Source organism: Sanguibacter sp. A247 (assembly GCF_052324925.1).
Taxonomy (GTDB): domain Bacteria; phylum Actinomycetota; class Actinomycetes; order Actinomycetales; family Cellulomonadaceae; genus Flavimobilis.
On the sequence record NZ_JBQPRE010000007.1, the window covers coordinates 18,894 to 40,739 of the forward strand.

Annotated in this window: 21 protein-coding genes and 1 tRNA gene; 10 read left to right on the forward strand and 12 right to left on the reverse strand. The window is 70.6% G+C overall.

What is annotated here, in order from left to right:
* The first annotated feature begins 55 nt into the window (after positions 1–55).
* Positions 56–907 (forward strand): pyridoxal kinase PdxY, encoded by an 852-nt coding sequence (gene pdxY, locus ACTVCO_RS11965; protein WP_443728663.1) that lies wholly within the window; start codon positions 56–58, stop codon positions 905–907.
* A gap of 70 nt (positions 908–977) precedes the next feature.
* Here pdxY and ACTVCO_RS11970 read toward each other — a convergent pair whose 3' ends face one another.
* From ACTVCO_RS11970 to ACTVCO_RS11990, 5 genes are all read right to left on the reverse strand, one after another.
* Positions 978–1,940, reverse strand: a complete 963-nt coding sequence (locus ACTVCO_RS11970) for an LLM class flavin-dependent oxidoreductase (protein ID WP_443728690.1) — start codon at positions 1,938–1,940, stop codon at positions 978–980.
* Between the two features lie 210 nt (positions 1,941–2,150).
* Positions 2,151–2,792: a hypothetical protein gene (locus ACTVCO_RS11975; protein ID WP_443728664.1), complete on the reverse strand. Its 642-nt coding sequence runs from the start codon at positions 2,790–2,792 to the stop codon at positions 2,151–2,153.
* 437 nt (positions 2,793–3,229) lie between these two features.
* Positions 3,230–3,306, reverse strand: a tRNA-Val gene (locus tag ACTVCO_RS11980).
* Between the two features lie 143 nt (positions 3,307–3,449).
* Positions 3,450–3,911, reverse strand: coding sequence for a peroxiredoxin (locus tag ACTVCO_RS11985; RefSeq protein ID WP_443728665.1), 462 nt, complete (start codon positions 3,909–3,911; stop codon positions 3,450–3,452).
* Position 3,912: 1 nt separating this feature from the next.
* Entirely contained in the window at positions 3,913–4,335 is a 423-nt protein-coding gene (locus tag ACTVCO_RS11990; protein ID WP_443728691.1) for a DUF3052 domain-containing protein, read from the reverse strand.
* A 352-nt stretch (positions 4,336–4,687) separates the two neighbouring features.
* Between ACTVCO_RS11990 and aceE the strand changes: the two genes are divergently transcribed.
* Positions 4,688–7,435, forward strand: a complete 2,748-nt coding sequence (gene aceE, locus ACTVCO_RS11995) for a pyruvate dehydrogenase (acetyl-transferring), homodimeric type (RefSeq protein WP_443728666.1) — start codon at positions 4,688–4,690, stop codon at positions 7,433–7,435.
* A gap of 151 nt (positions 7,436–7,586) precedes the next feature.
* Here the strand turns inward: aceE and ACTVCO_RS12000 are convergent, their stop codons facing one another.
* Positions 7,587–8,282, reverse strand: a complete 696-nt coding sequence (locus ACTVCO_RS12000; RefSeq protein ID WP_443728667.1) for a hypothetical protein — start codon at positions 8,280–8,282, stop codon at positions 7,587–7,589.
* Positions 8,283–8,401: 119 nt separating this feature from the next.
* Between ACTVCO_RS12000 and ACTVCO_RS12005 the strand changes: the two genes are divergently transcribed.
* The 5 genes from ACTVCO_RS12005 (at position 8,402) to ACTVCO_RS12025 (ending at position 13,347) form a co-directional block, all read left to right on the forward strand.
* Entirely contained in the window at positions 8,402–9,595 is a 1,194-nt protein-coding gene (locus ACTVCO_RS12005; protein ID WP_443728668.1) for a PucR family transcriptional regulator, read from the forward strand.
* Positions 9,596–9,683: 88 nt separating this feature from the next.
* Entirely contained in the window at positions 9,684–10,661 is a 978-nt protein-coding gene (locus ACTVCO_RS12010; protein WP_443728669.1) for an ACP S-malonyltransferase, read from the forward strand.
* Entirely contained in the window at positions 10,658–11,662 is a 1,005-nt protein-coding gene (locus tag ACTVCO_RS12015; protein ID WP_443728670.1) for a beta-ketoacyl-ACP synthase III, read from the forward strand. The genes ACTVCO_RS12010 and ACTVCO_RS12015 overlap by 4 nt, the downstream gene beginning before the upstream one ends.
* Before the next feature lie 105 nt (positions 11,663–11,767).
* Positions 11,768–12,016, forward strand: coding sequence for an acyl carrier protein (locus tag ACTVCO_RS12020; protein WP_443728671.1), 249 nt, complete (start codon positions 11,768–11,770; stop codon positions 12,014–12,016).
* Positions 12,017–12,102: 86 nt separating this feature from the next.
* Positions 12,103–13,347: a beta-ketoacyl-[acyl-carrier-protein] synthase family protein gene (locus tag ACTVCO_RS12025; protein WP_443728672.1), complete on the forward strand. Its 1,245-nt coding sequence runs from the start codon at positions 12,103–12,105 to the stop codon at positions 13,345–13,347.
* Between the two features lie 214 nt (positions 13,348–13,561).
* Here ACTVCO_RS12025 and ACTVCO_RS12030 read toward each other — a convergent pair whose 3' ends face one another.
* The 5 genes from ACTVCO_RS12030 to ligD form a co-directional block, all read right to left on the reverse strand.
* Positions 13,562–14,062 carry a DUF3145 domain-containing protein gene (locus tag ACTVCO_RS12030; protein WP_443728673.1) on the reverse strand — a complete coding sequence of 167 codons (501 nt, stop codon included), beginning with the start codon at positions 14,060–14,062 and terminating at the stop codon, positions 13,562–13,564.
* A gap of 173 nt (positions 14,063–14,235) precedes the next feature.
* A complete protein-coding gene (def, locus tag ACTVCO_RS12035; RefSeq protein WP_443728674.1) occupies positions 14,236–14,724 on the reverse strand; it encodes a peptide deformylase in 489 nt (162 codons plus the stop codon).
* An 84-nt stretch (positions 14,725–14,808) separates the two neighbouring features.
* Positions 14,809–15,633 carry a hypothetical protein gene (locus ACTVCO_RS12040; RefSeq protein WP_443728675.1) on the reverse strand — a complete coding sequence of 275 codons (825 nt, stop codon included), beginning with the start codon at positions 15,631–15,633 and terminating at the stop codon, positions 14,809–14,811.
* Complete coding sequence (locus ACTVCO_RS12045; protein WP_443728676.1) at positions 15,630–16,268, reverse strand: SatD family protein; 639 nt, start codon at positions 16,266–16,268, stop codon at positions 15,630–15,632. The genes ACTVCO_RS12040 and ACTVCO_RS12045 overlap by 4 nt, the downstream gene beginning before the upstream one ends.
* Before the next feature lie 54 nt (positions 16,269–16,322).
* Positions 16,323–18,803 (reverse strand): non-homologous end-joining DNA ligase, encoded by a 2,481-nt coding sequence (ligD, locus tag ACTVCO_RS12050; RefSeq protein ID WP_443728677.1) that lies wholly within the window; start codon positions 18,801–18,803, stop codon positions 16,323–16,325.
* 43 nt (positions 18,804–18,846) lie between these two features.
* Here ligD and ku point away from each other — a divergent pair, with 43 nt between their 5' ends.
* The 3 genes from ku to ACTVCO_RS12065 all read left to right on the forward strand — a co-directional run bounded on the left by ku (position 18,847) and on the right by ACTVCO_RS12065 (position 21,145).
* Positions 18,847–19,644 carry a non-homologous end joining protein Ku gene (gene ku, locus ACTVCO_RS12055; RefSeq protein WP_443728678.1) on the forward strand — a complete coding sequence of 266 codons (798 nt, stop codon included), beginning with the start codon at positions 18,847–18,849 and terminating at the stop codon, positions 19,642–19,644.
* 218 nt (positions 19,645–19,862) lie between these two features.
* The gene (locus tag ACTVCO_RS12060; protein WP_443728679.1) at positions 19,863–20,930 is read left to right on the forward strand and encodes an iron-containing redox enzyme family protein; all 1,068 of its coding nucleotides are present in this window, start codon (positions 19,863–19,865) and stop codon (positions 20,928–20,930) included.
* On the forward strand, positions 20,927–21,145 hold the full coding sequence (locus ACTVCO_RS12065) for a CDGSH iron-sulfur domain-containing protein (RefSeq protein ID WP_443728680.1): 219 nt from the start codon (positions 20,927–20,929) through the stop codon (positions 21,143–21,145). Before ACTVCO_RS12060 ends, ACTVCO_RS12065 begins: the two co-directional genes overlap by 4 nt.
* A gap of 88 nt (positions 21,146–21,233) precedes the next feature.
* Here ACTVCO_RS12065 and ACTVCO_RS12070 read toward each other — a convergent pair whose 3' ends face one another.
* Positions 21,234–21,842, reverse strand: a complete 609-nt coding sequence (locus ACTVCO_RS12070; protein WP_443728681.1) for a TetR/AcrR family transcriptional regulator — start codon at positions 21,840–21,842, stop codon at positions 21,234–21,236.
* Positions 21,843–21,846 lie beyond the last annotated feature (4 nt).

A 21,846-nucleotide genomic window follows, 5' to 3' on the forward strand; every position in this document is an offset into this window, starting at 1 on the left:
TCCACGAGACGACCAGATCGCTCCCTCACGCGCCCCGGAGTCGTACCCTTCCTTGGTGAAGATCCTCTCGATCCAGTCCTCGGTCGCGTTCGGCCACGTCGGCAACTCGGCCGCGGTGTTCCCGCTTCAGCGCATCGGCGTCGAGGTCATGCCCGTCCACACCGTGAACTTCTCCAACCACACGGGCTACGGCGCGTGGCGCGGACCGCTCATCGACCCCGCTGACGTGCGCGACGTCGTCGTGGGCATCGAAGAGCGGGGCGCTTTCGTCGACACCGACGCGGTCCTGTCGGGGTATCAGGGCGGCGAGGGCATCGCCGACGTCATCCTCGACGCGGTCGCCCGGGTCAAGGCCGCGAACCCTGACGCCCTCTATGCGTGCGACCCCGTCATGGGCAACGCCAAGAGCGGCTGCTTCGTCGCTCCCGCGATCCCCGTGCTGCTGCGGGACCGCGTCGTTCCGGCAGCCGACATCATCACGCCGAACCAGTTCGAGCTCGGCTTCCTCACGGAGACGACTCCTCACTCGCTCGAGTCGACGCTCGCCGCAGCCGACCTCGCCCGCGCGATGGGCCCGTCGATCGTTCTCGTGACGAGCGTCGAACGTCCCGACCGCGAGCCTGGGACGATCGAGATGCTCGCCGTGACCCCCGAGGGCGCGTGGCTCGTCACGACCCCGCACCTGCCCTTCAAGGCGAACGGTTCGGGCGACGTCACTGCCGCGCTCTTCACCGCTCACTACGTGCGCACGCGTGACGCTGCGGATGCGCTCGCGCGGACGACGTCGTCGGTCTTCGACCTGCTGCGCACGACGCACGAGTCGGGCCGACGCGAGCTCGAGCTCGTCGCGGCTCAGGAGTTCTACGCGCACCCCCGGCTGCAGTTCGAGGTGCGTCAGGTGCGCTGAGGGGCACCTGTCACGGCACGAGGGGCTGCGCGTCGTCGACGCGCAGCCCCTCGTGCCGTTGTGGTCGGGATCAGGCGAGCGCTTGCGCGAACAGCTCGATGCTGCGGACGCGCGCGGTGAGGTCGGGCACCTGGTGGGCGACGATGATCTCGTCGGCGTCCGTACGTTCGACCAGCTGGCCGATGTACGCGCCGGCGTCGACCGTCGTGCCGACCGCGCTCACGGACATCATGTGACGCACGCGCTCGCCGTGGCTGCCGTCGACGATCGTGTCGAGGTCCGCGTCCGAGAGTTCGACACCGGGGCGCAGGACGAAGCGGCGCACGCGCTCGCGCAGAGTCTCGCGCAGCCAGTGCGCCGCGTCGACCGGGTCGTCGGCGACGATCGCGTTGGCCGCCACCATCGCGTAGGGCTCGGGGCAGGCCTTCGAAGGGCGGAAGTCGCGACGGTAGGTCGCGAGGGCTGCGTCGAGCGCGTCGGGCGCGAAGTGCGAGGCGAACGCGTACGGAAGGCCGAGCTGGGCCGCGAGCTTCGCACCGAAGAGCGAGGAGCCGAGGATGTAGAGCGGGACGCGCGTCCCGCGCCCCGGGTAGGCGTTGACGGCTTCGGTCGGCAGGTCGTCGCCCAGGTAGGACGAGAGCTCGACGACGTCGGACGGGAAGCGCTCGGCGTCCTCGGGCCTGCGACGCAGGGCCGCAAGCATCGCCAGGTCTCCGCCGGGCGCGCGCCCGAGCCCGAGGTCGATGCGGCCCGGGTGGAGCTCGGCAAGCGTGCCGAACTGCTCGGCGATCGTCAACGGTGAGTGGTTGGGCAGCATGACGCCGCCCGCCCCGACCCGAATCGTCGAGGTGTGGGCTGCGACGTGCCCGACGAGGACGGAGGTCGCAGACGAGGCGACGGCGGCCATGTTGTGGTGTTCCGCGTACCAGACACGGTGATAGCCGGCGGCCTCGGCGGCCTGGGCTGCGGGGACGACCTCGGAGAGGGCGTCGCGTACGGTGCGACCGGGAGCGGAGGTCGCGAGATCAAGCATCGAGATGGAGGTCACGCTCCCCCAACACCGCAGGGGCTCGTCGTGTTCCGCGCGGATCGCACGAGGGCGGTGGACGCGTCCCGGCTGCGCTGGGGGCCCGGCCGCCGTCGGCGCTCAGCCCGTCCGGCGTCGGCGCTCAGCCCGTCCGGCGTCGGCGCTCAGCCCGCCGCACGGGCGTCGGCGCTCAGCCCGCCGCGCGGGCGTCGGCACTCAGCCCCCCGCGCGGGCGTCGGCGACCGCCTTCTCGATGTCAGTCGCGTCCACAGGTTCGCCCCACGCGCCGTAGAGACGTTCGGAGGCGCCGCCGTTCGCGGTCGAGACCATGACGACGGTGGCGCCAGGAGCGTCCATGAAGAAGCTGACGTCGGCCGGGAGCCCTGGGACGACCTCGATCGGAGACGCCGACGCGATCCGCCACAGCGAGCGGGTCGTGCCATCAAGCACCGCGACGTCCTCGCGCCCCTCGACGACCCACTCCGCGGAGAGCCTGACGAACGCTGCTTGGAAGTCGGGCTGAACCTGAGGGCGGAAGGCGTCGACGTGGCTCGCGGCCACCTGTTCGCGGTGGGAACCGCCTGGGTCGGCGCGCACCCATCGGCCCTCGTCCTCGGTCCAGCCGTCCTCGGGGGTGACGACGATCCGCTCGCCCCCGTTGCGGCCTGTGAGGAGCGCGTACGTGCCGTCCTCGGCGTGGATCCACCGGGACTCCACGCCCTCGTCTGCGGCGTCAAGACGCACGACGCTGCTGCCGGTGCGGGCCGCCCGCTCGAAGTCTTCAAGACACTGGGCGAAGTCGTCGCCCGCGATTCGTGCGCCCTCGACCAGGTCGATCGACGCGCACGAGGCAGGCACCGTCGGAGCAACGGGGGCGTCGAGCGTCGTCGAGCCCCCGGGCTCGCCGGATGGTGCCGCTCCGGGAACGGCGGCGCCGGGGGGTGTCTGTGTCGGCGTGGCAGACGACGGCGACTCAGAGGTGCCCGACGCACAGCCCGCGCATGCCGCGACGGCGAGAGCGACGAGCAATGATCCACGCACCGAGGGCCGTGAGACGAATCGAGACGTGACGAGCATCGGGAGCTCCCGGTCTGACAGCGGACCAGCGGGCTGGGTCCGACCAACGGCGTCCGACCTTGAGCGGCCGAGTTCCCACGGTAGAGGAAGAACGTCCGACATGCTCGCCGAACCACGCAGCCCATGGCTCGCGACATCCGGGACGACCGGGACGGGGCGCAGGAGCGCGTCAGACCCGCTTGACCCGGCGGGAACCGCAGAGTCCTGCGGATCGCAGGTGGTGGGCCCGGAGGGATTCGAACCCCCGACATCCACGGTGTAAACGTGGCGCTCTAGCCAACTGAGCTACAGGCCCCTGTGTCGGGCGTGGACACGATACCCGCTTGCCCTCGCCCGTGCGCGCACGGCCGGATCGTGAACGAGCGCCGTGGCCCCGCGCGGGGCTCGCGGAACCCAGGGGCTCGCGGCACTCACGGGGTTCGCGGCACGCGCGGGGGCTCAGACGAGCGTGAGCGCCTGGTGATAGCCGGAGAAGGAGCGCCTCTCCCCGGGAGCCTGCACGATGCTCCACCGGATGACGCCGTCCTCGTCGACGAGGAAGCTGCCGCGAATCGCGAGGCCCCGCCGCTCGTCGAAGACGCCGTAGGCCCGCGCAGCCTCGCCGTGCGGCCAGAAGTCGCTCAGCAGGTCGAAGTCGTAGCCTTCCTGCTCCGACCACGCCCGCAACGAGTACACGGCGTCGCACGAGATCGCCAGCACGCGAACCCCGGCGGTCTCGAAGTCCTCGAGGTTGTCGCGGATCTCGCACATCTCGCCCGTGCAGATTCCTGAGAACGCGAACGGGAAGAAGACGACGAGCACGGGCGCGCCGCGCAGGTCAGAGAGCGTCACGGGCGTGCCGTGGACGTCCTGGAGGGTGAAGTCAGGAGCCGGCTCACCGACCACGGGCGCGCCCGCCACGTCAGCGGCCTCGCCCGCGCGTCCCCAGACGCGTCGCCGACCAGTCCTCGGCGAGCGAAAACGTGCTCGTCGCGTGGAGGCCCGCAGTCGTCGAGGCCTCCTGGATGTCGTTGTGGCCCACGTGCCCGCGCCGCCCCGGCTTGGGGGTCAGCACCCAGATGGGCGCTCCGTCGTCGAGCACGGTCTGGACGTCGACGAGCGTGTCGGTGAGGTCGTCGCCCTCACCCTCGCGGAACCAGACGATTGCACCGTCAACGACGTCGTCAAAGTCCTCGTCGACAAGGTCAGAACCGGTGAGGTCCGCAATCGCGTCACGAACCCCCTCGTCGATGTCGTCGGCGTACCCGAACTCCTGAACGAGGTCTCCGTCCTTGAAGCCCAGTCTCTCCACCCCTGCCGCGCTCGTCGCGCTGCCGGGGTCCATCGTCGTCGCCACCAGGGTCCGCCCTCTCTCAAAAACCGCCGACGACGGGCCATCTGCGGCACCGTCGCCGTGGCCCCACAGCGGGGCCCACGTGCCCAACCTAGTCCACGTCCCGGCTCCTCGTCCTGATGTCCGTCCTGCGACGTGCGCCTGACTGTGCTGGCGTCGGATCGTAGAGTGTCACGGACGTCACCCCCTCAGATCGCCTCACGGGTGTGACTTTGCTGCCCATTGGTGAACACAATGGTTCGGCACCACCCGACGCGGGATGCAGCACACCGCCCCGCCGAGGACCGGCCCGGCCTCCGACGCAACTGCGGTGGGGGCTCCCGAGGAGATGAAGAGGTTTCTGGTGGCATCGCACGACGAGACGCGCCCGCTCATCAATGGCCTGCTGAGCCAGGTCCCTGACTTCGACCCTGCCGAGACGGCAGAGTGGGTCGAGGCGCTCGACGGACTCATTGACGACCGGGGCGGTCCGCGCGCCCGCTACGTCCTGCTCAACCTGCTCAAGCGAGCTCGGGAGCGCAACGTCGCCATCCCGACGTCGTTCACCACGCCGTACGTCAACACGATCGGTGTCCACGAGGAGCCCTACTTCCCCGGCGACGAGGTCATGGAGCGCCGCTACCGCTCCTGGATCCGCTGGAACGCTGCCGTCATGGTGACGCGCGCGCAGCGCCCGGGCATCGGGGTCGGCGGCCACATCTCGTCCTACGCGTCGGTCGCGACGCTCTACGAGGTCGGTCTCAACCACTTCTTCCGCGGCAAGGACCACCCGGGCGGCGGCGACCAGATCTACTTCCAGGGCCACGCCTCCCCCGGCGTCTACGCGCGCGGCCTCCTCGAGGGCCGGCTCTCCGCCGACCAGCTCGACGGCTTCCGCCAGGAGCACTCGCACCCGGGCGGCGGCCTGCCCTCCTACCCGCACCCGCGTCTGGCACCTGAGCTCTGGGAGTTCCCGACCGTGTCGATGGGTCTGGGCCCGTCCTCGGCGATCTACCAGGCGTGGACCAACCGCTACCTGCACGAGCGCAAGATCAAGGACACCTCGCAGCAGGACGTCTGGGCGTTCCTCGGCGACGGAGAGATGGACGAGCCCGAGTCACGCGGCATGCTCCAGCTCGCCGCGCAGCAGCAGCTCGACAACCTCACGTTCGTCGTCAACTGCAACCTGCAGCGTCTTGACGGCCCGGTGCGCGGCAACGGCAAGATCATCCAGGAGCTCGAGGCGCAGTTCCGTGGCGCTGGCTGGAACGTCATCAAGGTCATCTGGGGCCGCGAGTGGGACGTCCTCCTCAACGCTGACAAGGACCGCGCACTCGTCAACCTCATGAACCAGACGCTTGACGGCGACTACCAGACGTTCCGTGCGAACGACGGCGCCTTCATCCGCGACCAGTTCTTCGGTCGCGACCCCCGCACCAAGGCGCTCGTCGAGAACATGTCTGACGATGAGATCTGGGCCCTCAAGCGCGGCGGCCACGACTACCGCAAGATCTACGCGGCCTACGCCGCGGCGCGTGCTCACACGGGTCAGCCGACGGTCATCCTTGCGCACACGGTCAAGGGCTACGGCCTGGGCTCCGGCTTCGCAGGACGCAACTCGACGCACCAGATGAAGAAGCTCAAGAACGCCGAGCTCAAGACGCTGCGCGACACCTTGCACATCCCGATCACGGACGAGCAGATCGACGCCGAGCCGTACATGCCGCCGTACTACAACCCCGGTGCTGACGACCCGACGATCCAGTACATGCTCGAGCGTCGTCGCGCACTCGGCGGGTTCGTTCCCGAGCGCCGCACCAAGCACACAGAGCTCACGCTCCCGGGCGACAAGGTCTACGAGCTGCTCGCGAAGGGCTCGGGCCAGCAGGAGGTCGCCACGACGATGGCGCTCGTGCGTCTCTTCAAGGACCTCGTGCGCGACAAGGAGTTCGGCCACCGCATCGTGCCGATCATCCCGGACGAGGCCCGAACGTTCGGCCTCGACTCGATCTTCCCGAGCGCCAAGATCTTCAACACGCTCGGGCAGAACTACACGCCGGTCGACGCCGAGCTCATGCTCTCGTACCGCGAGTCCGAGTCCGGGCAGATCATGCACACGGGAATCAACGAGGCCGGGTCGGCCTCCGCGTTCCAGGCCGTCGGCACGTCGTACGCGACGCACGGCGAGCCGCTCATCCCGTTCTACTTCTACTACTCGATGTTCGGGTTCCAGCGCACGGGCGACCAGTTCTGGGCCGCGGGTGACCAGTTGACGCGTGGCTTCCTCATCGGCGCGACCGCGGGCCGCACGACGCTCACGGGCGAGGGCCTCCAGCACGCTGACGGCCACTCGCCGATCCTCGCGGGCACGATGTCCCACATGGTCCACTACGACCCCGCCTACGGCTACGAGATCCGCCACATCGTGCGCGACGGTCTTGAGCGCATGTACGGCAAGGACAACGGCGGCCGTGACCGCGACGTCGTGTACTACCTCACGGTGTACAACGAGCCCATGCGTCAGCCGGCGGAGCCGGAGAACGTCGACGTGGACGGCATCCTCAAGGGCATCCACCAGATCCACCGCGCCGAGGGTGAGGGCCCCCGTGCCCAGATCCTCTCGTCGGGCGTCGGCGTGCTCTGGGCCCTCGAGGCCGCCGAGATCCTCGCCAACGACTGGGGCGTCCAGGCTGACGTCTGGTCGGTCACGAGCTGGCTCGAGCTGCGTCGCGACGGCCTTGCGGTCGACGAGCACAACTTCCTGCACCCCGGTGAGGAGCGGCGCACGGCGTACCTCACCGACAAGCTCTCGGGCGCGCAGGGGCCGTTCGTCGCGACGAGCGACTACGACAAGCTCGTGCAGGACCAGGTCCGTGCGTGGATCCCGGGCGACTACCACGTGCTCGGTGCGGACGGCTTCGGCTTCTCCGACACTCGTGCGGCAGCGCGTCGCTACTTCAAGATCGATGGCCCGTCGACGGCGGTTCGCGTTCTGCAGGCCCTCGCTCTCCGTGGCGACATCGCAGCCGACGTGCCCGCGCGTGCGATCGAGAAGTACCGGATCCACGACGTCACGGCCGGCACCTCGGGAGCCGTGGGCGGCGACTCCTGACGCCAGCCCTCGGGTAAGCCCTCAGGCCCGCGTCACGCGGTGCCACGACACGATCCCCGCACCCCCTGGATGACAGGGGGTTGCGGGGATCGTGTCGTTTCACGCAGGGGCTTGTGCCCGGGGCCGCTTCCCTGAGGGAAGGACCCCGGCCTCACGCCTGGGTGTGGTGCACCGCGGCGTCGAGCGCATTGCGCAGCTCTGCGCGCATGCGTGCGACGGCATGCTGGTCGGGGTGCATCTCGATCGCGGCGAGCTGACGTTCCGCCTCGTCGGGACGCCCGGCCTCGAGCGCAGCGAGCACGAGGTGACGGCCCACCTCGGGGTCGTGCTCACGGACACGCCAGTGGCCCGTTCCGAGCGCGAGCGCCTCGGCGGGACGCGAGGCGTCCCGCAGGACGCCCAGGCCGTGCGCCAAGGCCGTGCCGGTCGTGTCACGCTCGTGGGCGGTCACGAGTCGGCGGACCGCCTGCTCGTGGTCCTCGGCGACCGAGAGACGAGCGAGCTCGACGAGCGGGTACCAGGCGCGGGGGTGTCCCGCGAGCTCTTCAGCAAGGGCCCACACCGCCAGATCGCCGCGACGTGCACGCTCCTGCTCGGCCGTCTCGACGTCCTCTGCGGGAGTGAGGGGGTCTTCCACGGGATGCGGGCCGTCCGCGCGGCGACGCACCAGCTCAGCAAGGGCACGGAAGGCGTCGACGTCGTTCGGGTCAACCGAGAGCCGCGCCCGGAGCGCGTCCTCCCGGGGCTCGTCCCCGGCCGGTGCCGCGCTCGTCGGACGCCGCACTCCGACCCGTGACACGGGCGTGGGACGTTGAAAGAGCTTGCGGAACTTCGGGAAGACAGCCATGAGTTGACCATATCTTGTTCAAAGTCTGGTGTCCCGGGCAGGGGCACCCCATCTCGCAACGCGGGCTCCGCACGGTCGATTTTGTCGCTACCCCACAACGAGCCCCGTATGCTCGGCCCATGACCCCACCTCTCGCCCCGTCCGAGGACGCGCTGGCCGACGACGAGAACCTCCGGCGCGTACGCGACGGCGCGGGCATGCTCACCAAGGCGGCGCTCGCGCAGCTCGACGCAGAGCTCTCGTGGTACCGCGACCTTCAGGCCGACGATCGTTCCTGGATCGGCGTCGTCGTCAGCTCTGCCGTCTCGGCGTTCATCGAGTGGTACACGGACCCGTCGAACGCGCCCGGGGTCGGTGAGATCTTCTCCGCCGCACCCCCCGAGCTCACGCAGGCGATCTCGCTCCAGCAGACCCTTCAGCTCGTGCGGCTCGCGGTCGAGGTCGTCGAGGCAAGCTCCGACCGCCTCGCCGCGCCCGGCCGGGAACGCGACCTTCGCGAGGCCGTCCTCCGCTACTCGCGCGAGGTCGCGTTCTCTGCCGCCGAGGTCTACGCCCGCGCGGCCGAGATGCGCGGGGCCTGGGACGCCCGCCTCGAGGCCCTCACCGTCGACGCCCTCATGCGTGGCGAGAGCGACGACGCCGTCCGCTCGCGCGTCGCTGCGCTCGGCTGGTCGGGCGCGGCCCACGTCCTCGTCATGGTGGGCACGACGACGACCCGGCTCGACGAGGTGCGTGCAGCCGAGCTCCGTCGAGCCACCCGCAGGCTCGTCGACGACGTGCTCGTCGGCATCCAGACCGACCGCGTCGTCCTCGTACTCGGCGGGGGCGACAACCTTCTCGAGGCGGCACGCTCGCTCGTCGCACGGTTCGGCCCCGGCCCCGTCGTCATCGGGCCGGTCGTCGGCTCCATCTCCGAGGCCGGGCGGAGCGCCGCCGCCGCACTCGCGGCGCTCGCCGCGGCCCCGGCGTGGCCTCAGGCCCCGCGCCCCGTCCACGCCGACGACCTCCTTCCGGAACGCGTCCTCGTGGGCGACCGTCTGGCACGTCGCACGCTCGTCGACACGGCCTACACCCCGTTGAGCGCGAGCACGGGCTCGGTTCTCGAGACGCTCTCCGCCTACCTCGGCACGGGGCGTTCGCTCGAGGCGGCGGCGCGCTCCCTGTACGTCCACCCCAACACGGTGCGCTACCGCCTGCGCAAGGTCGCCGAGCTCACCGGATGGGACCCCCTCGACGCGCGGGAGTCGTTCGTCCTCCAGGTCGCGCTCGCCCTCGGCGAGCTCGAACGTCATGAGATCCCACGACTCCCGTGAGTCTTGTAGGTTTCTTACAACGTGCTCTCGCACACTTGGTGCGCGTCGTCACGCCCCGCAGACCCCTTCCGGAAGGCAAGGTTGACGAGTGATCGCCGTTCTATGCCCAGGCCAGGGTTCGCAGACCCCCGGCATGTTCAACCCGTGGCTCGAGCTCGATGGTGTGCAGGCACGCCTGGACGAGTTCGGGGCCGCCGCCAACCTTGATCTCGTCGCCCACGGCACGACGTCCGACGCGGACACGATCCGTGACACGGGCGTCGCGCAGCCGCTCATCGTCGCCGCGTCGCTCGTCGCCCTGCGCGAGGTGCTGGGTGACCGCCCGGCGGCTGGAACCATCGACGTCACGGCGGGCCACTCCGTCGGAGAGCTTGCCGCCGCGGCCGTTGCCGGCGTCCTCACGGACGTGGGCGCCGTCGGGCTCGTCGCGAAGCGCGCGGCCGCCATGGCCGCCGCCGCAGCCGCGGAGCCCACGGGCATGACGGCGATCCTCGGCGGGGACCCCGACGACGTCCTCGCGGCCATCGCCGCCGCTGGGCTCGTCCCCGCGAACATCAACGGCGGTGGCCAGACGGTTGCTGCTGGGTCGCTCGAGGCTCTCGCACAGCTCGCGGCCGCGCCCCCTGCTCGCGCACGCCTCGTCCCGCTCACGGTCGCCGGCGCGTTCCACTCCCCCTTCATGGAGAGCGCACGCGCGCAGTTCGCGCCGCTGGCCGCCGCCTGGGACGCGTCCGACCCCACCCTCCCCCTCGTGTCCAACCTCGACGGCGCCGCCTACGTCGGCGGCGCCCACGGGTACGGCACCGCCGCGACGGTGCTCGAGCACCTCGGCCACCAGGTCGTCGCACCTGTCCGCTGGGACCTGTGCCAGGCGACGTTCGCCGCCCTGGGCGTCACCGCGATCCTGGAGCTCGCTCCGGGCGGAGTCCTCACCGGCCTGGCCAAGCGCACGCTCAAGGGGGTCGAGCTCGTCGCCGTCAAGACCCCAGCCGACCTCGAGGCCGCACGCGACCTCGTTGCTCGTCACTCAGGAACCACCGCTTCGTCCGAGGAGATCACCGCGTGACTGCCCAGCTCACCCAGGCCACCGGGCCCCAGTTCTCGCGCGTCCTCGCCATCGGCGGCGTCCGCGGGGAGAACGTCGTCACCAACGACGACATCGCGGGTCCCATCGACTCCTCCGACGAGTGGATCCGTCAGCGGACCGGGATCGTCACGCGCCGTCGTGCCGGATCCGACAAGGACGTCCTCGACCTCGCCGAGGCCGCTGCGCACGACGTCCTCGCGCAGGCCGGCCTCACGGGCGCCGACATCGACGTCGTCATCCTCTCGACGGTCACCTACTTCGCGCAGACCCCCTCGGGTGCTGCGATCGTCGCCGACCGCATCGGCGCCAACCCCGCGGCCGCCTACGACATCTCCGCCGCGTGCGCCGGCTACGCCTACGGGATCGGCCAGGCCGACGCCCTCGTGCGGTCGGGCGTCGCGCGCCACGTCCTCGTCATCGGCGCGGAGAAGATGAGCGACTTCATCGACCCGACCGACCGCTCGATCTCGTTCCTCCTGGGCGACGGCGGCGGCGCAGCGATCATCGGGCCCTCGGACTTCCCTGGGATCGGCCCGACGGTGTGGGGCTCAGACGGCTCCAAGGCCGACGCCATCCGCCAGACCGCGCCGTGGAACGAGACCGCGGGCGTCGAGGGCGCCGCATGGCCGACCCTGCGCCAGGACGGCCCGTCGGTCTTCAAGTGGGCCGCGTTCCAGATGGGCCCCGTCGCCCTGCGCGCGGTCGAGTCCGCAGGGCTCACCCCCGCCGACATCGACGTGTTCGTGCCGCACCAGGCGAACATGCGGATCATCGATCAGATGATCAAGCAGCTCGGGCTGCGCGAGGACGTCATCGTGGGACGCGACATCGCCGACACCGGCAACACCTCGGCCGCGTCGATCCCGCTCGCGACCGAGCGCCTCGTTCGCGAGGGCCTCGCCAAGAGCGGCGACGTCCTCCTCCAGATCGGCTTCGGCGCGGGACTCGTCTACGCCGCCCAGGTGATCGTCCTTCCCTGAGCCCCTCGGGGCCCACTCACCCGTCCATCGGCCGCGACCGGCGCTGGGCACGCAGTACCCTCACCACCCACCGCCGTTCGCGGCGACCACACCGAAGGAGCAACCATGGCTTACACCGAGAACGAGGTCCTCGCCGGACTCGCCGAGATCGTTGCCGAAGAGACCGGCCTCCCGGCCGACACCGTCACCGCCGAGAAGTCCTTCACGGACGACCTCGACATCGACTCGCTCTCGATGATGACGATCGTCACGCACGCCGAGGACAAGTTCGGCGTGACGATCCCGGACGACGACGTCAAGAACCTCGCGACCGTCGGCGACGCCGTCTCGTTCATCACGAACGCCCAGGCCTGAGCCTCCCGGGTCCCGGGCCGTTCGCGGCCCGGGACCGGCGCAGAGGCATGCTCTCGCATCACCACAGACCTCCTGAGGAGACCACCATGACCACCCCCCGCGACGTCGTCGTCACCGGCCTCGGCGCCACTACGCCCCTGGGTGGGGACGTGGCCTCCACCTGGCGTGCCGCCCTGGCGGGCGAGTCCGGCGCCAGGACTTTCGAGAACGACTGGGCCGAGACCTACGGCATCCCCGTCGAGTTCGGCGCCACCATCAAGGTCGCGCCCGACGCGGTGCTGTCACGCCCAGAGATCAAGCGCATGGACCCCTCGACGCAGTACGCGATGATCGCGGCGCGCGAGGCGTGGGCCGACGCGGGCTCCCCCGAGGTTGACGGGGACCGCCTCGGAACCGTCGTGTCCTCGGGCATCGGCGGCATCTGGACGACCCTGGACGCGTGGGACACGCTCCGTGCGAAGGGTGCCCGCCGCATCCTTCCCATGACGGTGCCGATGCTCATGCCCAACTCCGCAACCGCCTTCGTCTCGCTCGAGCTCGGTGCGCGCGCCGGTGCGCACGCGCTCGTCTCGGCGTGCGCGTCGGGTGCTGAGGCCATCGGCTACGGCGTCGAGATGATCCGGTCGGGCCGCGCGGACATCGTCGTCGCGGGCGGGACCGAGGCAACGATCCACCCCATGCCCATCGCGGCCTTCGCAGCGTCGCGGACGCTCTCGCTGCGCAATGACGACCCCGCGGGCGCGTCGCGCCCCTACGACACCGCCCGTGACGGCTTCGTCATCGGTGAGGGCTCGGGGATCGTCGTCCTCGAGTCGGCCGAGCACGCCGCAGCTCGTGGTGCGCGCGTCTACGCGAAGATCGGCGGCGTCGGCCTCACGGCGGACGGCTACCACATCACGTCCCCCGAGCCGTCAGGCGCAGGGCAGCGCCGCGCGATGTCGGAGGCGCTCGCCGCATCCGGGGTCACTGCGGCCGACGTCGTGCACGTCAACGCTCACGCCACGTCGACCGTCGTCGGTGACCTCATCGAGGCACGCTCGATCCGTGCGACCCTCGGTGACGACGCGGACCACGTCGCCCTGTCCGCGACGAAGTCGATGACCGGACACCTGCTCGGCGGAGCCGGCGCGATCGAGACGATCTTTACGGTCCTCGCGGTTCACGACCGCCAGGCGCCGCCGACGATCAACGTCACCGACCCGGACCCCGAGCTCGTGCTCGACCTCGTGCGCGACACGCCCCGGGCGCTGCCGTCGGGCGACATCGCCGCGATCAACAACTCCTTCGGCTTCGGTGGCCACAACGTCGCGCTCGTCGTGACCAACGCCTAGGGCACCGGACACGCCGCACGCGCTCATGACGCGCGCCGACCGATAGCGGATCTGTACACGTCATACGTACCGATCCGCTATCAAGCGCGCAGAGCCCTCGGTGGATAGCGGATCCGACCACGTCCGTTGGTCCGATCCGCTATCGAGCGTGCAGCGGGTGGAGCGTGCAGCGGGTGAAGAGGGAGCGCGTGCGCGCAGCAGGGGGTTGGGCTGGTCAGCCGACGCGGTGGAGCCAACGGACGGGGGCTCCCGCGCCCGCGTAGCGGAAGGTCTCGAGCTCGTCGTCCCAGGCCTGGCCGAGCGCGAGCGAGAGCTCCGTGCGCATGCGGACGGGGTCGTCGGCGTGGTCGAGTGCGGCGCGGACGCGGTCCTCGGGCACGACGACGTTGCCGTGGACGTCGGTTGCGGCGTGGAAGATGCCGAGCTCAGGGGTGTGGCTCCAGCGTGAGCCATCGGTGCCTCGGCTGGCCTCTTCTGTCACTTCGTAACGGAGATGAGCCCAGCCGCGCAGCGCGGACGCGAGGCGCGCGCCCGTCCCGGGCTCGCCCTGCCAGGAGAGCTCAGCGCGGAGCATGCCGGGGGCGACGGGCTGATCCGTCCAGTCAAGAGACACGCGGACGCCCAGCACGTTCGCCGCGGCCCACTCGAGGTGGGGGCACAGCGCACGAGGCGAAGAGTGCACGAAAAGAACACCGCGGGTCGACGAACCAGCCATGGTAGGCCTCCTTGTGTCTCGAGGGTCGTCTTCCCCAACGTCCTCAGATCACAGGTGACAGGCAGTTCTTCACGGTGCAACGAGTCCATCATGCCCCACGGGCCCGGATCTGACCAGCACCGCGGTGCGACAACGGCGGGCGGCCGCTCGGGCCGACCCGCCGCGCATCACGCCTAGAGCTGCTCGCGCAGCGTGCGCATGGCCTTCTTGCGCACCGACTTCTCGAGCCGGTCGAGGTAGAGGTAGCCGTCGAGGTGGTCGACCTCGTGCTGCAGGCAGCGCGCCATGAGCTCCTCGCCTTCGACAACGACGGTGTTGCCGTCAAGATCGATGCCCTCGACCTTCGCGTACCACGCGCGCCGGGTCGGGAACCAGAGGCCCGGGACCGACAGGCAGCCCTCGTCGCCGTCCTGGTACTCGTCCTCGGAGAGGTCGACGATCCGCGGGTTGAGGACGTAGCCGACCTCGTCGTCGATGTTCCATGAGAACGCCCGCAGGCTCACGCCGATCTGATTGGCGGCCAGGCCGGCGCGTCCTTCGTCATCAACCGTCTCGATGAGGTCCGCGACGAGCTGACGCACCCGGTCGTCGACCTGCGTGATGGGCTCGCACGGCGTGCGCAGAACGGGGTCGGGAAGAACGCGGATGTCTCTCATGGCCATGGTGAAGATTGTTTCACGAACACGCGGGCCCCTCGTCCTGCCACGCAGATCGGACAGATCGCGCTTCGGCGAGGAGGTGCGGACTCACCCGAGCAGGCACACCTGCACGAGTGCGACGCCGACACCGGCACAGGTCCAGCTGACGAGCGATCCGACGAGGAACTCCTCGGCCTTCGTGCCTCGCGCGCGGTCCGCGGAGATCTCAGGGAAGCGGACGATGCCCTTCGCCGCGAGCACCGCAGCGAGGACGGGATACACCCCCAGGAGCCCGAGCACGAGCACGAGCTGCCGCTCGAGCGGTCCGATGAGCCGTCCGCCACGCATGACTGGACCCCGCGGGCGCTCGGGCGCGTCGTCCGCTCGCACGTGCACGACCTCGTGGCCCCGGACCGTGAGGCGCCACCCGCGGGCCGTCGCCCGCTCGGGAGCCTCGGCGACCGACGGGCTCAGCCCCTGGGCGTCGTCGACCGTGTCGGTGCGACGGGCCCGCACGAGCGCGGCGCGCGTGATGAGGTTGGCCGTCCGGGTGAGCGCGAGGGCGACGACGACGAACGCGAGCGCCGCCTCGGCGGGAATTCCGATCTCCCCGGCGAGCGACCGGCGCCACATGTCGACGGCCGGACCCGTGGGCGAGGCCACCGGCACGAGCGCGGTCGCGGCGAGAACGACGAGCAGCGCGACCGCGGGCCACACGCGAGCCCCAGCACGCGCGCCATCGGTCGACATCGCCGCTGCCCACGCGAGCGCGACGACCGCTCCGGCCGCGGCGGTGAGGAGGTCAACACCGACGCCGAGGACGAGGGCAGCGGCCACCACGACGACACCGGCCGGGGGCACGACGCGAGGGAGGCGGCCGGAGCGCAAGACGTCGGCGGTCGCGACGAGCGCGAGGAGAGTGACGGCGATCATGAGGTCGCTCCTTCCAGGAGGCGGAACGCCGCCACGAGGGCTGCACCGCCTGCGCGACGCAGCGACTGCGAGACCGCGGGCTGGGTGACCTCATGACGGGCCGCGGTCTCAGCCTGGGTCGCACCGAGCGCGATGTCACCCGCGTAGGAACGCTGAGTCGTCGTCATGGAGTCGATGATGCGGTCCCGGACGAGGAGCTGCGCGCCGAGGAGGGCGACGTCCGCGTCGTCACCGCCGAGGAACCACGTGCGCGCCCACGGCGCCTGTCCGTCAGCGAGCCGATGCGCCTCGTCAATCGCGTCGCGTGCGTTCCACCAGGCCGAGCCATCCTGGATCGCGGCTCCGTCGCTCGGGGATGCCACCGGAAGGATCTCCCCCCGCCCGATCCCGCAGCGCACGTCGAGGCCCTCGGGAAGGAGGAGCCGGACGACGCCCGTCGTCCACACGAGAGCGACGAGGTCGTCGGCGACAGCTTGGAACTCGTCACCGACCGTCGCATGGAGCGGCTCAGCGAGCGGGATCCGCTCGGCTGCGCGCGCGAAGGCGTCGAGCACGTCGCGCTGCGCACGGGTGCGGTCGGGCAGGTCGCGCGAGCCGACGATGTCGACGATGAGGGCGTGCCGGGAACTTCTCATCCACCAACTATAACTCGATCGCTTATATCTGGTCCTGCATAAGGCCTCAGCGCCTCACTCAAGGTCGGGTCGCAGACCTCGCCACACCGGATGACGCAGCCGACCACCAGCCGTGACACCACTGTGCGCAACCTCCGCGCGCCACCCGTGCGCAAGCCACCGCGCGTCACGCGCGTCCTCGGCAGGGACACCCGCAACGAGCGGGGCGCTCCCGGCATCCTTGTCCGCAAGATCCCGCAGCCGCGCCAGCTGACGATCATCGAGACCGCTCCCCACGCGCCCCGCATACACAAGCCCGTCGCCAGACCTGCGAGCAACAAGGAGCGACCCCAGCGTCGACCCACGCGACCCCCGACCAGGCCGCCACCCGACCACAACGACATCCGTGTGCTCGACATGCTTGACCTTGCGCCAGTCAGCCGACCGCTGCCCCACCCGGTAGCTCGACCCACGACGTTTGAGCACGACCCCCTCGAACCCGAGCTCCCCCGACACCTCGAGCGCGTCCGCGAGCGCAAGATCGACCACGTCCGAGAGCGCCACCGCTCCCCCCGGATCAACGACCTCCGCGAGCGCCTCGCGACGCTCCTCGATCGGGAGCGGCGTGAGATCTCGACCAGCGGCATCGAGGACGTCGAAGAGCACGAGCTCCACCGGAGCCGCACTGCGGGCCGCGGCCACCTCCCGCGCGTCCGTCAGCCCGAGCCGCGTCTGGAGAGGCCCGAAATCGGGGGCGCCGCCCTCCCCCGGCGCGACGATCTCACCGTCAAGAACAGCGGGGACGACGACGCGGTCACGCAGCTCGCCGAGCTCAGGAAAGCTCGCTGTGACATCGATGCCGTTACGCGTGCGCACGACGAGGTTCCCGTCAGGCCCGAGCGTGCACAGCGCGCGGATCCCGTCCCACTTCATCTCGATCGTCCACGGGCCACCGAGAACGGCCTCACGCACCAGGTCGCGACGGTCCGACGCATCCGTCGCGGTCGCCAGCATGGGGCGCAGGGACGCAGCATCCCCGTCGGACCGAGGCCGGTGCGGTGCGGACGCGGACCGCCGGTGCCGGCGCGCGGGATCGACCCGGTGCGCAAGCCATCGGTCCCCCTCGGCGTCGGTCCGCACGAGTGCGAGGACGACCGGCTGCGGTCCGCCGTCGGTCGCGAGACCACCCCCGGGCGCACCGTCGAGCTCGACGATGACCTCGTCGGCACGCAGCTTCTCGGCCTGGTAGGTGCCCGAGTCCCAGATCGTCATGGTGCCCGCCCCGTACTCCCCCCGCGGGATCGTCCCCTCGAACGTGGCGTACTCGAGCGGATGATCCTCGGTGCGGACCGCAAGGTGGTTGCGCGCCGGGTCCGAGGGGGTGAGCCGCGGAAGGGCCCACGAGAGAAGGACACCCTCGTGCTCGAGCCGCAGGTCGTGATGCCGTCGGCGCGCATGATGGTCCTGAATGACGAACACGGGGCGGCCCTCGTCACGCGCGGGGCTCGCCGATGCGACCGGGAACGGCTCGGGCGTGCGCGCCTGGTCACGCTTGGCCCGGTAGGGACCGAGCGGGTCAGGGTCCGCGCTCGCGGACGTCACCACCGTGGCGCTCCGTGCCCGGGACCTGCCCCTGCGGGGGGTTGCCGGCGGTGCGAGTGCGAGGGGTGCCAGAAGGTCTCCCAGCTCGTCGAGCCGGCGCAGGACGTCACGAGGGCCGAGCTGGGCGAGCCCGTCGTCGAGCTCGTCCCACGAGCGCGGCGCAGCGACGGCCGGGCGCTCACGGCCACGCAATGAGTAGGGCGCCACCGTCGTCTTGGCACCCGAGTTCTGGCTCCAGTCGAGGAGGACCTTGCCAGTGCGCTCCGTCCGACGTTGCGAACTCACGACGAGCTGTGGCATCTCCTTCTCGAGCGAGCGGGCAAGCTCACGAGCGACGGCCGAGACCTGCTCGGACGTCTGAGAGCCGTCGAGGCCCGCATAGAGGTGGACGCCCTTCGACCCGCTCGTCACCGGGACGACCGTGAGCCCCATGCCCTCGACGATCTCGCGGCAGACCCGCGCCACTGCGACGCACTCGCTGAGCCCCGCTCCCGGACCCGGGTCGAGGTCGAGGACGAGCCGGTCGGGGTGGTGGACGACCTCGCCCCCGCTCGTGTCGTCACGGTCCGTTCGCCACTGCGGCACGTGCACCTCGAGTGCAGCGAGCTGGCCGAACCAGGCGAGGGTTGCGGCCCCGTCCGACTCGTCGAGGACGGGATAGGTGTTCGTCCGACGCGTGTGTACGACGTCGACGGTCGGGACCCAGTCCGGAGCACCCTCGGGAAGGTTCTTCTGGAAGAAGACCTGCCCGGGTTCGTCGGGCGTCCCCACGCCATGCACCCACCGCTTGAGCGTCACCGGACGGCCCGCGGCATGCGTGACGAGAGCGGGGGCGACGGCGACGAGGTACTCGATGACCTCGCCCTTGGTCATGCCCGTCGCCGGGTAGAGCACCTTGTCGAGGTTCGTCAGCCGCACGGTGCGGCGCCCGATCTGGGTCGGCGTTCCGGTCATGGTTCATCCTGCAACCGACGCGCGCGCAGCGCACACTGGGGGAATGAGGGCGATCTGGAAGGGCACCATCTCGTTCGGGCTCGTGAGCGTCCCGGTGCGGCTGTTCAGCGCGACCGAGGAGCACGACCTGCCCCTGCACCAGGTGCACGACGCAGACGGCGGTCGCATCCGCTACCGCCGTCAGTGCGAGGTGTGCGGCGAGGTCATCGCGTACGAGCACATCGACAAGGCCTACGACGACGGCGAGCAGACGGTCGTCCTCGCGAAGGACGAGCTTGCGGCTCTCCCGTCGGAGCACAGTCGCGAGATCGAGGTCCTCAGCTTTGTTCCGTCCGACCAGATCGACCCGATCCTGCTCGATCGGACGTACTTTCTCGAGGCAGACCCTGCCTCGCGCAAGCCCTATGCCCTCCTCCTGCGCACGCTCGAGGCGACCGACCGCACCGCCGTGACGCGCTTCGCGCTCCGTCAGCGCACCCGCCTCACTGCGCTGCGCGCTCGCGGGGACGTCCTCACCGTCCAGACGCTCCTGTGGCCAGACGAGATCCGGGATTCCTCGGAGCTCGAAGGGCGCAAGGGGTCGCGCGTCTCGACCAAGGAGCTTGAGATGGCGCGGTCGCTCGTCGACTCCTACGCCGAGGACTTCGACCCCGCCGCGTTCACCGACGAGTACCAGGTCGAGCTCCGACGCCTGGTCGACGCCAAGCTCGAGCAGGGTGACGCGCTCGACACGGAGGCGACATTCGGGCCCCAGGACGACGACGAGGGAGCCGACGTCGTCTCGCTCATGGATGCACTGCGGCGGTCCGTCGCCGAGGCGCGCTCCCGTCGGGCGGGCTGAGCGAAAGGACCCGGTTCCTGTTGCGCCTCCGCGGGAGCCAGCGCACTGTGAGAAGGCACGCTCGTCCCGCCTCACCAGGCCAGCCAGCGACACGGCAAGCACCGACATCACCATCTGGAGGTCCCGATGCCCTCGTCACCTCACCCCCGGCCAACGCCCGTGCACTGGTCGCTCGACGGCCGCCCGCTGGGAACGCTCCTCGCCGAGGAGGGCACCCGATGAGCGCCACCACGATGGCCCGGGCCTCACTCGGCAGCGGATCCCGCATGCCGCTCCCCCAGCCGCGCGGCCCCCTGAGCGCCCAGCTCTTCGACGTTCTCGTCGCCGGACCCGACGCTCTCGTCGGCCCCCTCACCGCGCCGCACCACGATCCGGACGACGACGTCGTGCACGACGAGGACCTCCAGATCTCATTGTTCTGTCTCCAGGAGCTCCACTACCGCGGCCTCGACGGTGTCTCGGACACCTGGGAGTGGCACCCCGCGACGGTCGCCGTGCGGCGTGCGCTCGAGGACGCGTTCGAGGCTCATCTGCGCAGCCGACTCACCGACCTGCCCTCGCCCGAGCCCACCGCGGCTTCAGTCGCGCGCACCCTGTTCGAGCTCACGGGCCGCCCGGGCGGGCCCAGCCTCTCCCGCTACGTGGCGCGCGACGCCACGCGCGAGCAGCTCGTCGAGACCCTCGTCCACAGGTCGATCTACCACCTCAAGGAGGCGGACCCTCACACGTGGGTCATCCCCCGTCTGCACGGACGCGCGAAGGCCGCCGCGGTCGAGATCCAGTCCGACGAGTACGGCGGTGGGCACGTGGAATCGATGCACCAAGAGCTGTTCCGCACGACGTTGCACGGCGCCGGCCTCGCTGACCAGTACGGCGCCTACATCGACCACGTGCCCGCGGTGACGCTCGCGGCCTCGACCTTCATGTCGCTCGCCGGTCTCAACCGACGGCTGCGCGGAGCGATCACCGGCCATCTCGCCGCGTTCGAGATGACATCGTCGATCCCCAGCCGCCTGTACTCCGACGGGCTCAACCGCCTCGGATTCCTTCCCGAGGTCCGTGGCTACTTCGACGAGCACGTCGAGGCGGACGCGGTCCACGAACAGATCGCCGGCCGCGACCTCGCGGGCGGGCTCGCGGAAGCAGAGCCCGAGCTCGTCCCCGACATCATGTTCGGCGCGGCAGCCTGCGTCCTGCTCGACGAGGTCGCCGCGACGGACCACCTCGCCGCATGGGAGAACGGCCGCACCTCGCTCCGCACGCCCGTTCCGGGGGGTGTCGCATGAGCCGCGACCAGGTCGAGCTCACCCTCTGCCCCGACGGTCCCGTCCTCGTTCGCGGCGCGGTGCGCGTCGTGACCGACGACGGCACGCCCGTCGACCTCCGACGCCGCACCGTCGCACTGTGCCGTTGTGGAGGCTCGGCGATCAAGCCGTTCTGCGACGGCACCCACAAGGTCAACGGGTTCACGAGCGACGATCCCGTCGCACCCGGGACATAGCCCGCCCTGTTCCCGGAGGCCGCACACCTCACGGGACCCGACATCCTCAGGTCATCCCCCGTCGCCGCGTCCGTGCGGTGACGGGCGCCTAGGGGGAGGTCTCGCTCTCCAGCCTGAGGTAGGGGCCAAGGATGCGTCGCAGCTGGGCGAGAGTCTCGTCGCGCTCGGCCGGGTCGATGACGTCGGTGCGGCTGCGCAGCTCGCGCGTCGCGCCGAGGATCATCGCGTCGATGATGTCAGCGGTTGCCCTGGCATCGGGCTCCCCGTGTGCGCTGAGGGCACCGATGAGTGGCTCCTGCAGCGCTCGGTGAAACTCGGTCATGGGGCCTTCGAGCACCTCGGGGTCGACGACGCTGCCGAGCGCGCGGGCCACCCGGTTCTCGGAGCCTGAGAAGAACGACACGTTGCTCACGACGTACGCCCACACGGAGTGGCCGGGTGTGGCGGCCTCGTCGACCGCTGCACGCGTCCGGCTCGCCCACGCGGGAAAGACGTCGGCCACGACTGCTGCCATGAGGTCCTCACGGGACCGGGCGTACTGGTAGACGCTCGATCGAGCGAGACCGGCTCGACGCCCCACCTCGGCGAGGGAGGGGGCGTGGCCGGTCTCGGCCAGGAGGTCCCGTGCCGCATCAAGGACGGCCCGCTGCTGCATCGCCCGATGCTCAGCAACGGTTGCGGCACTGATACGCGGCACGGGA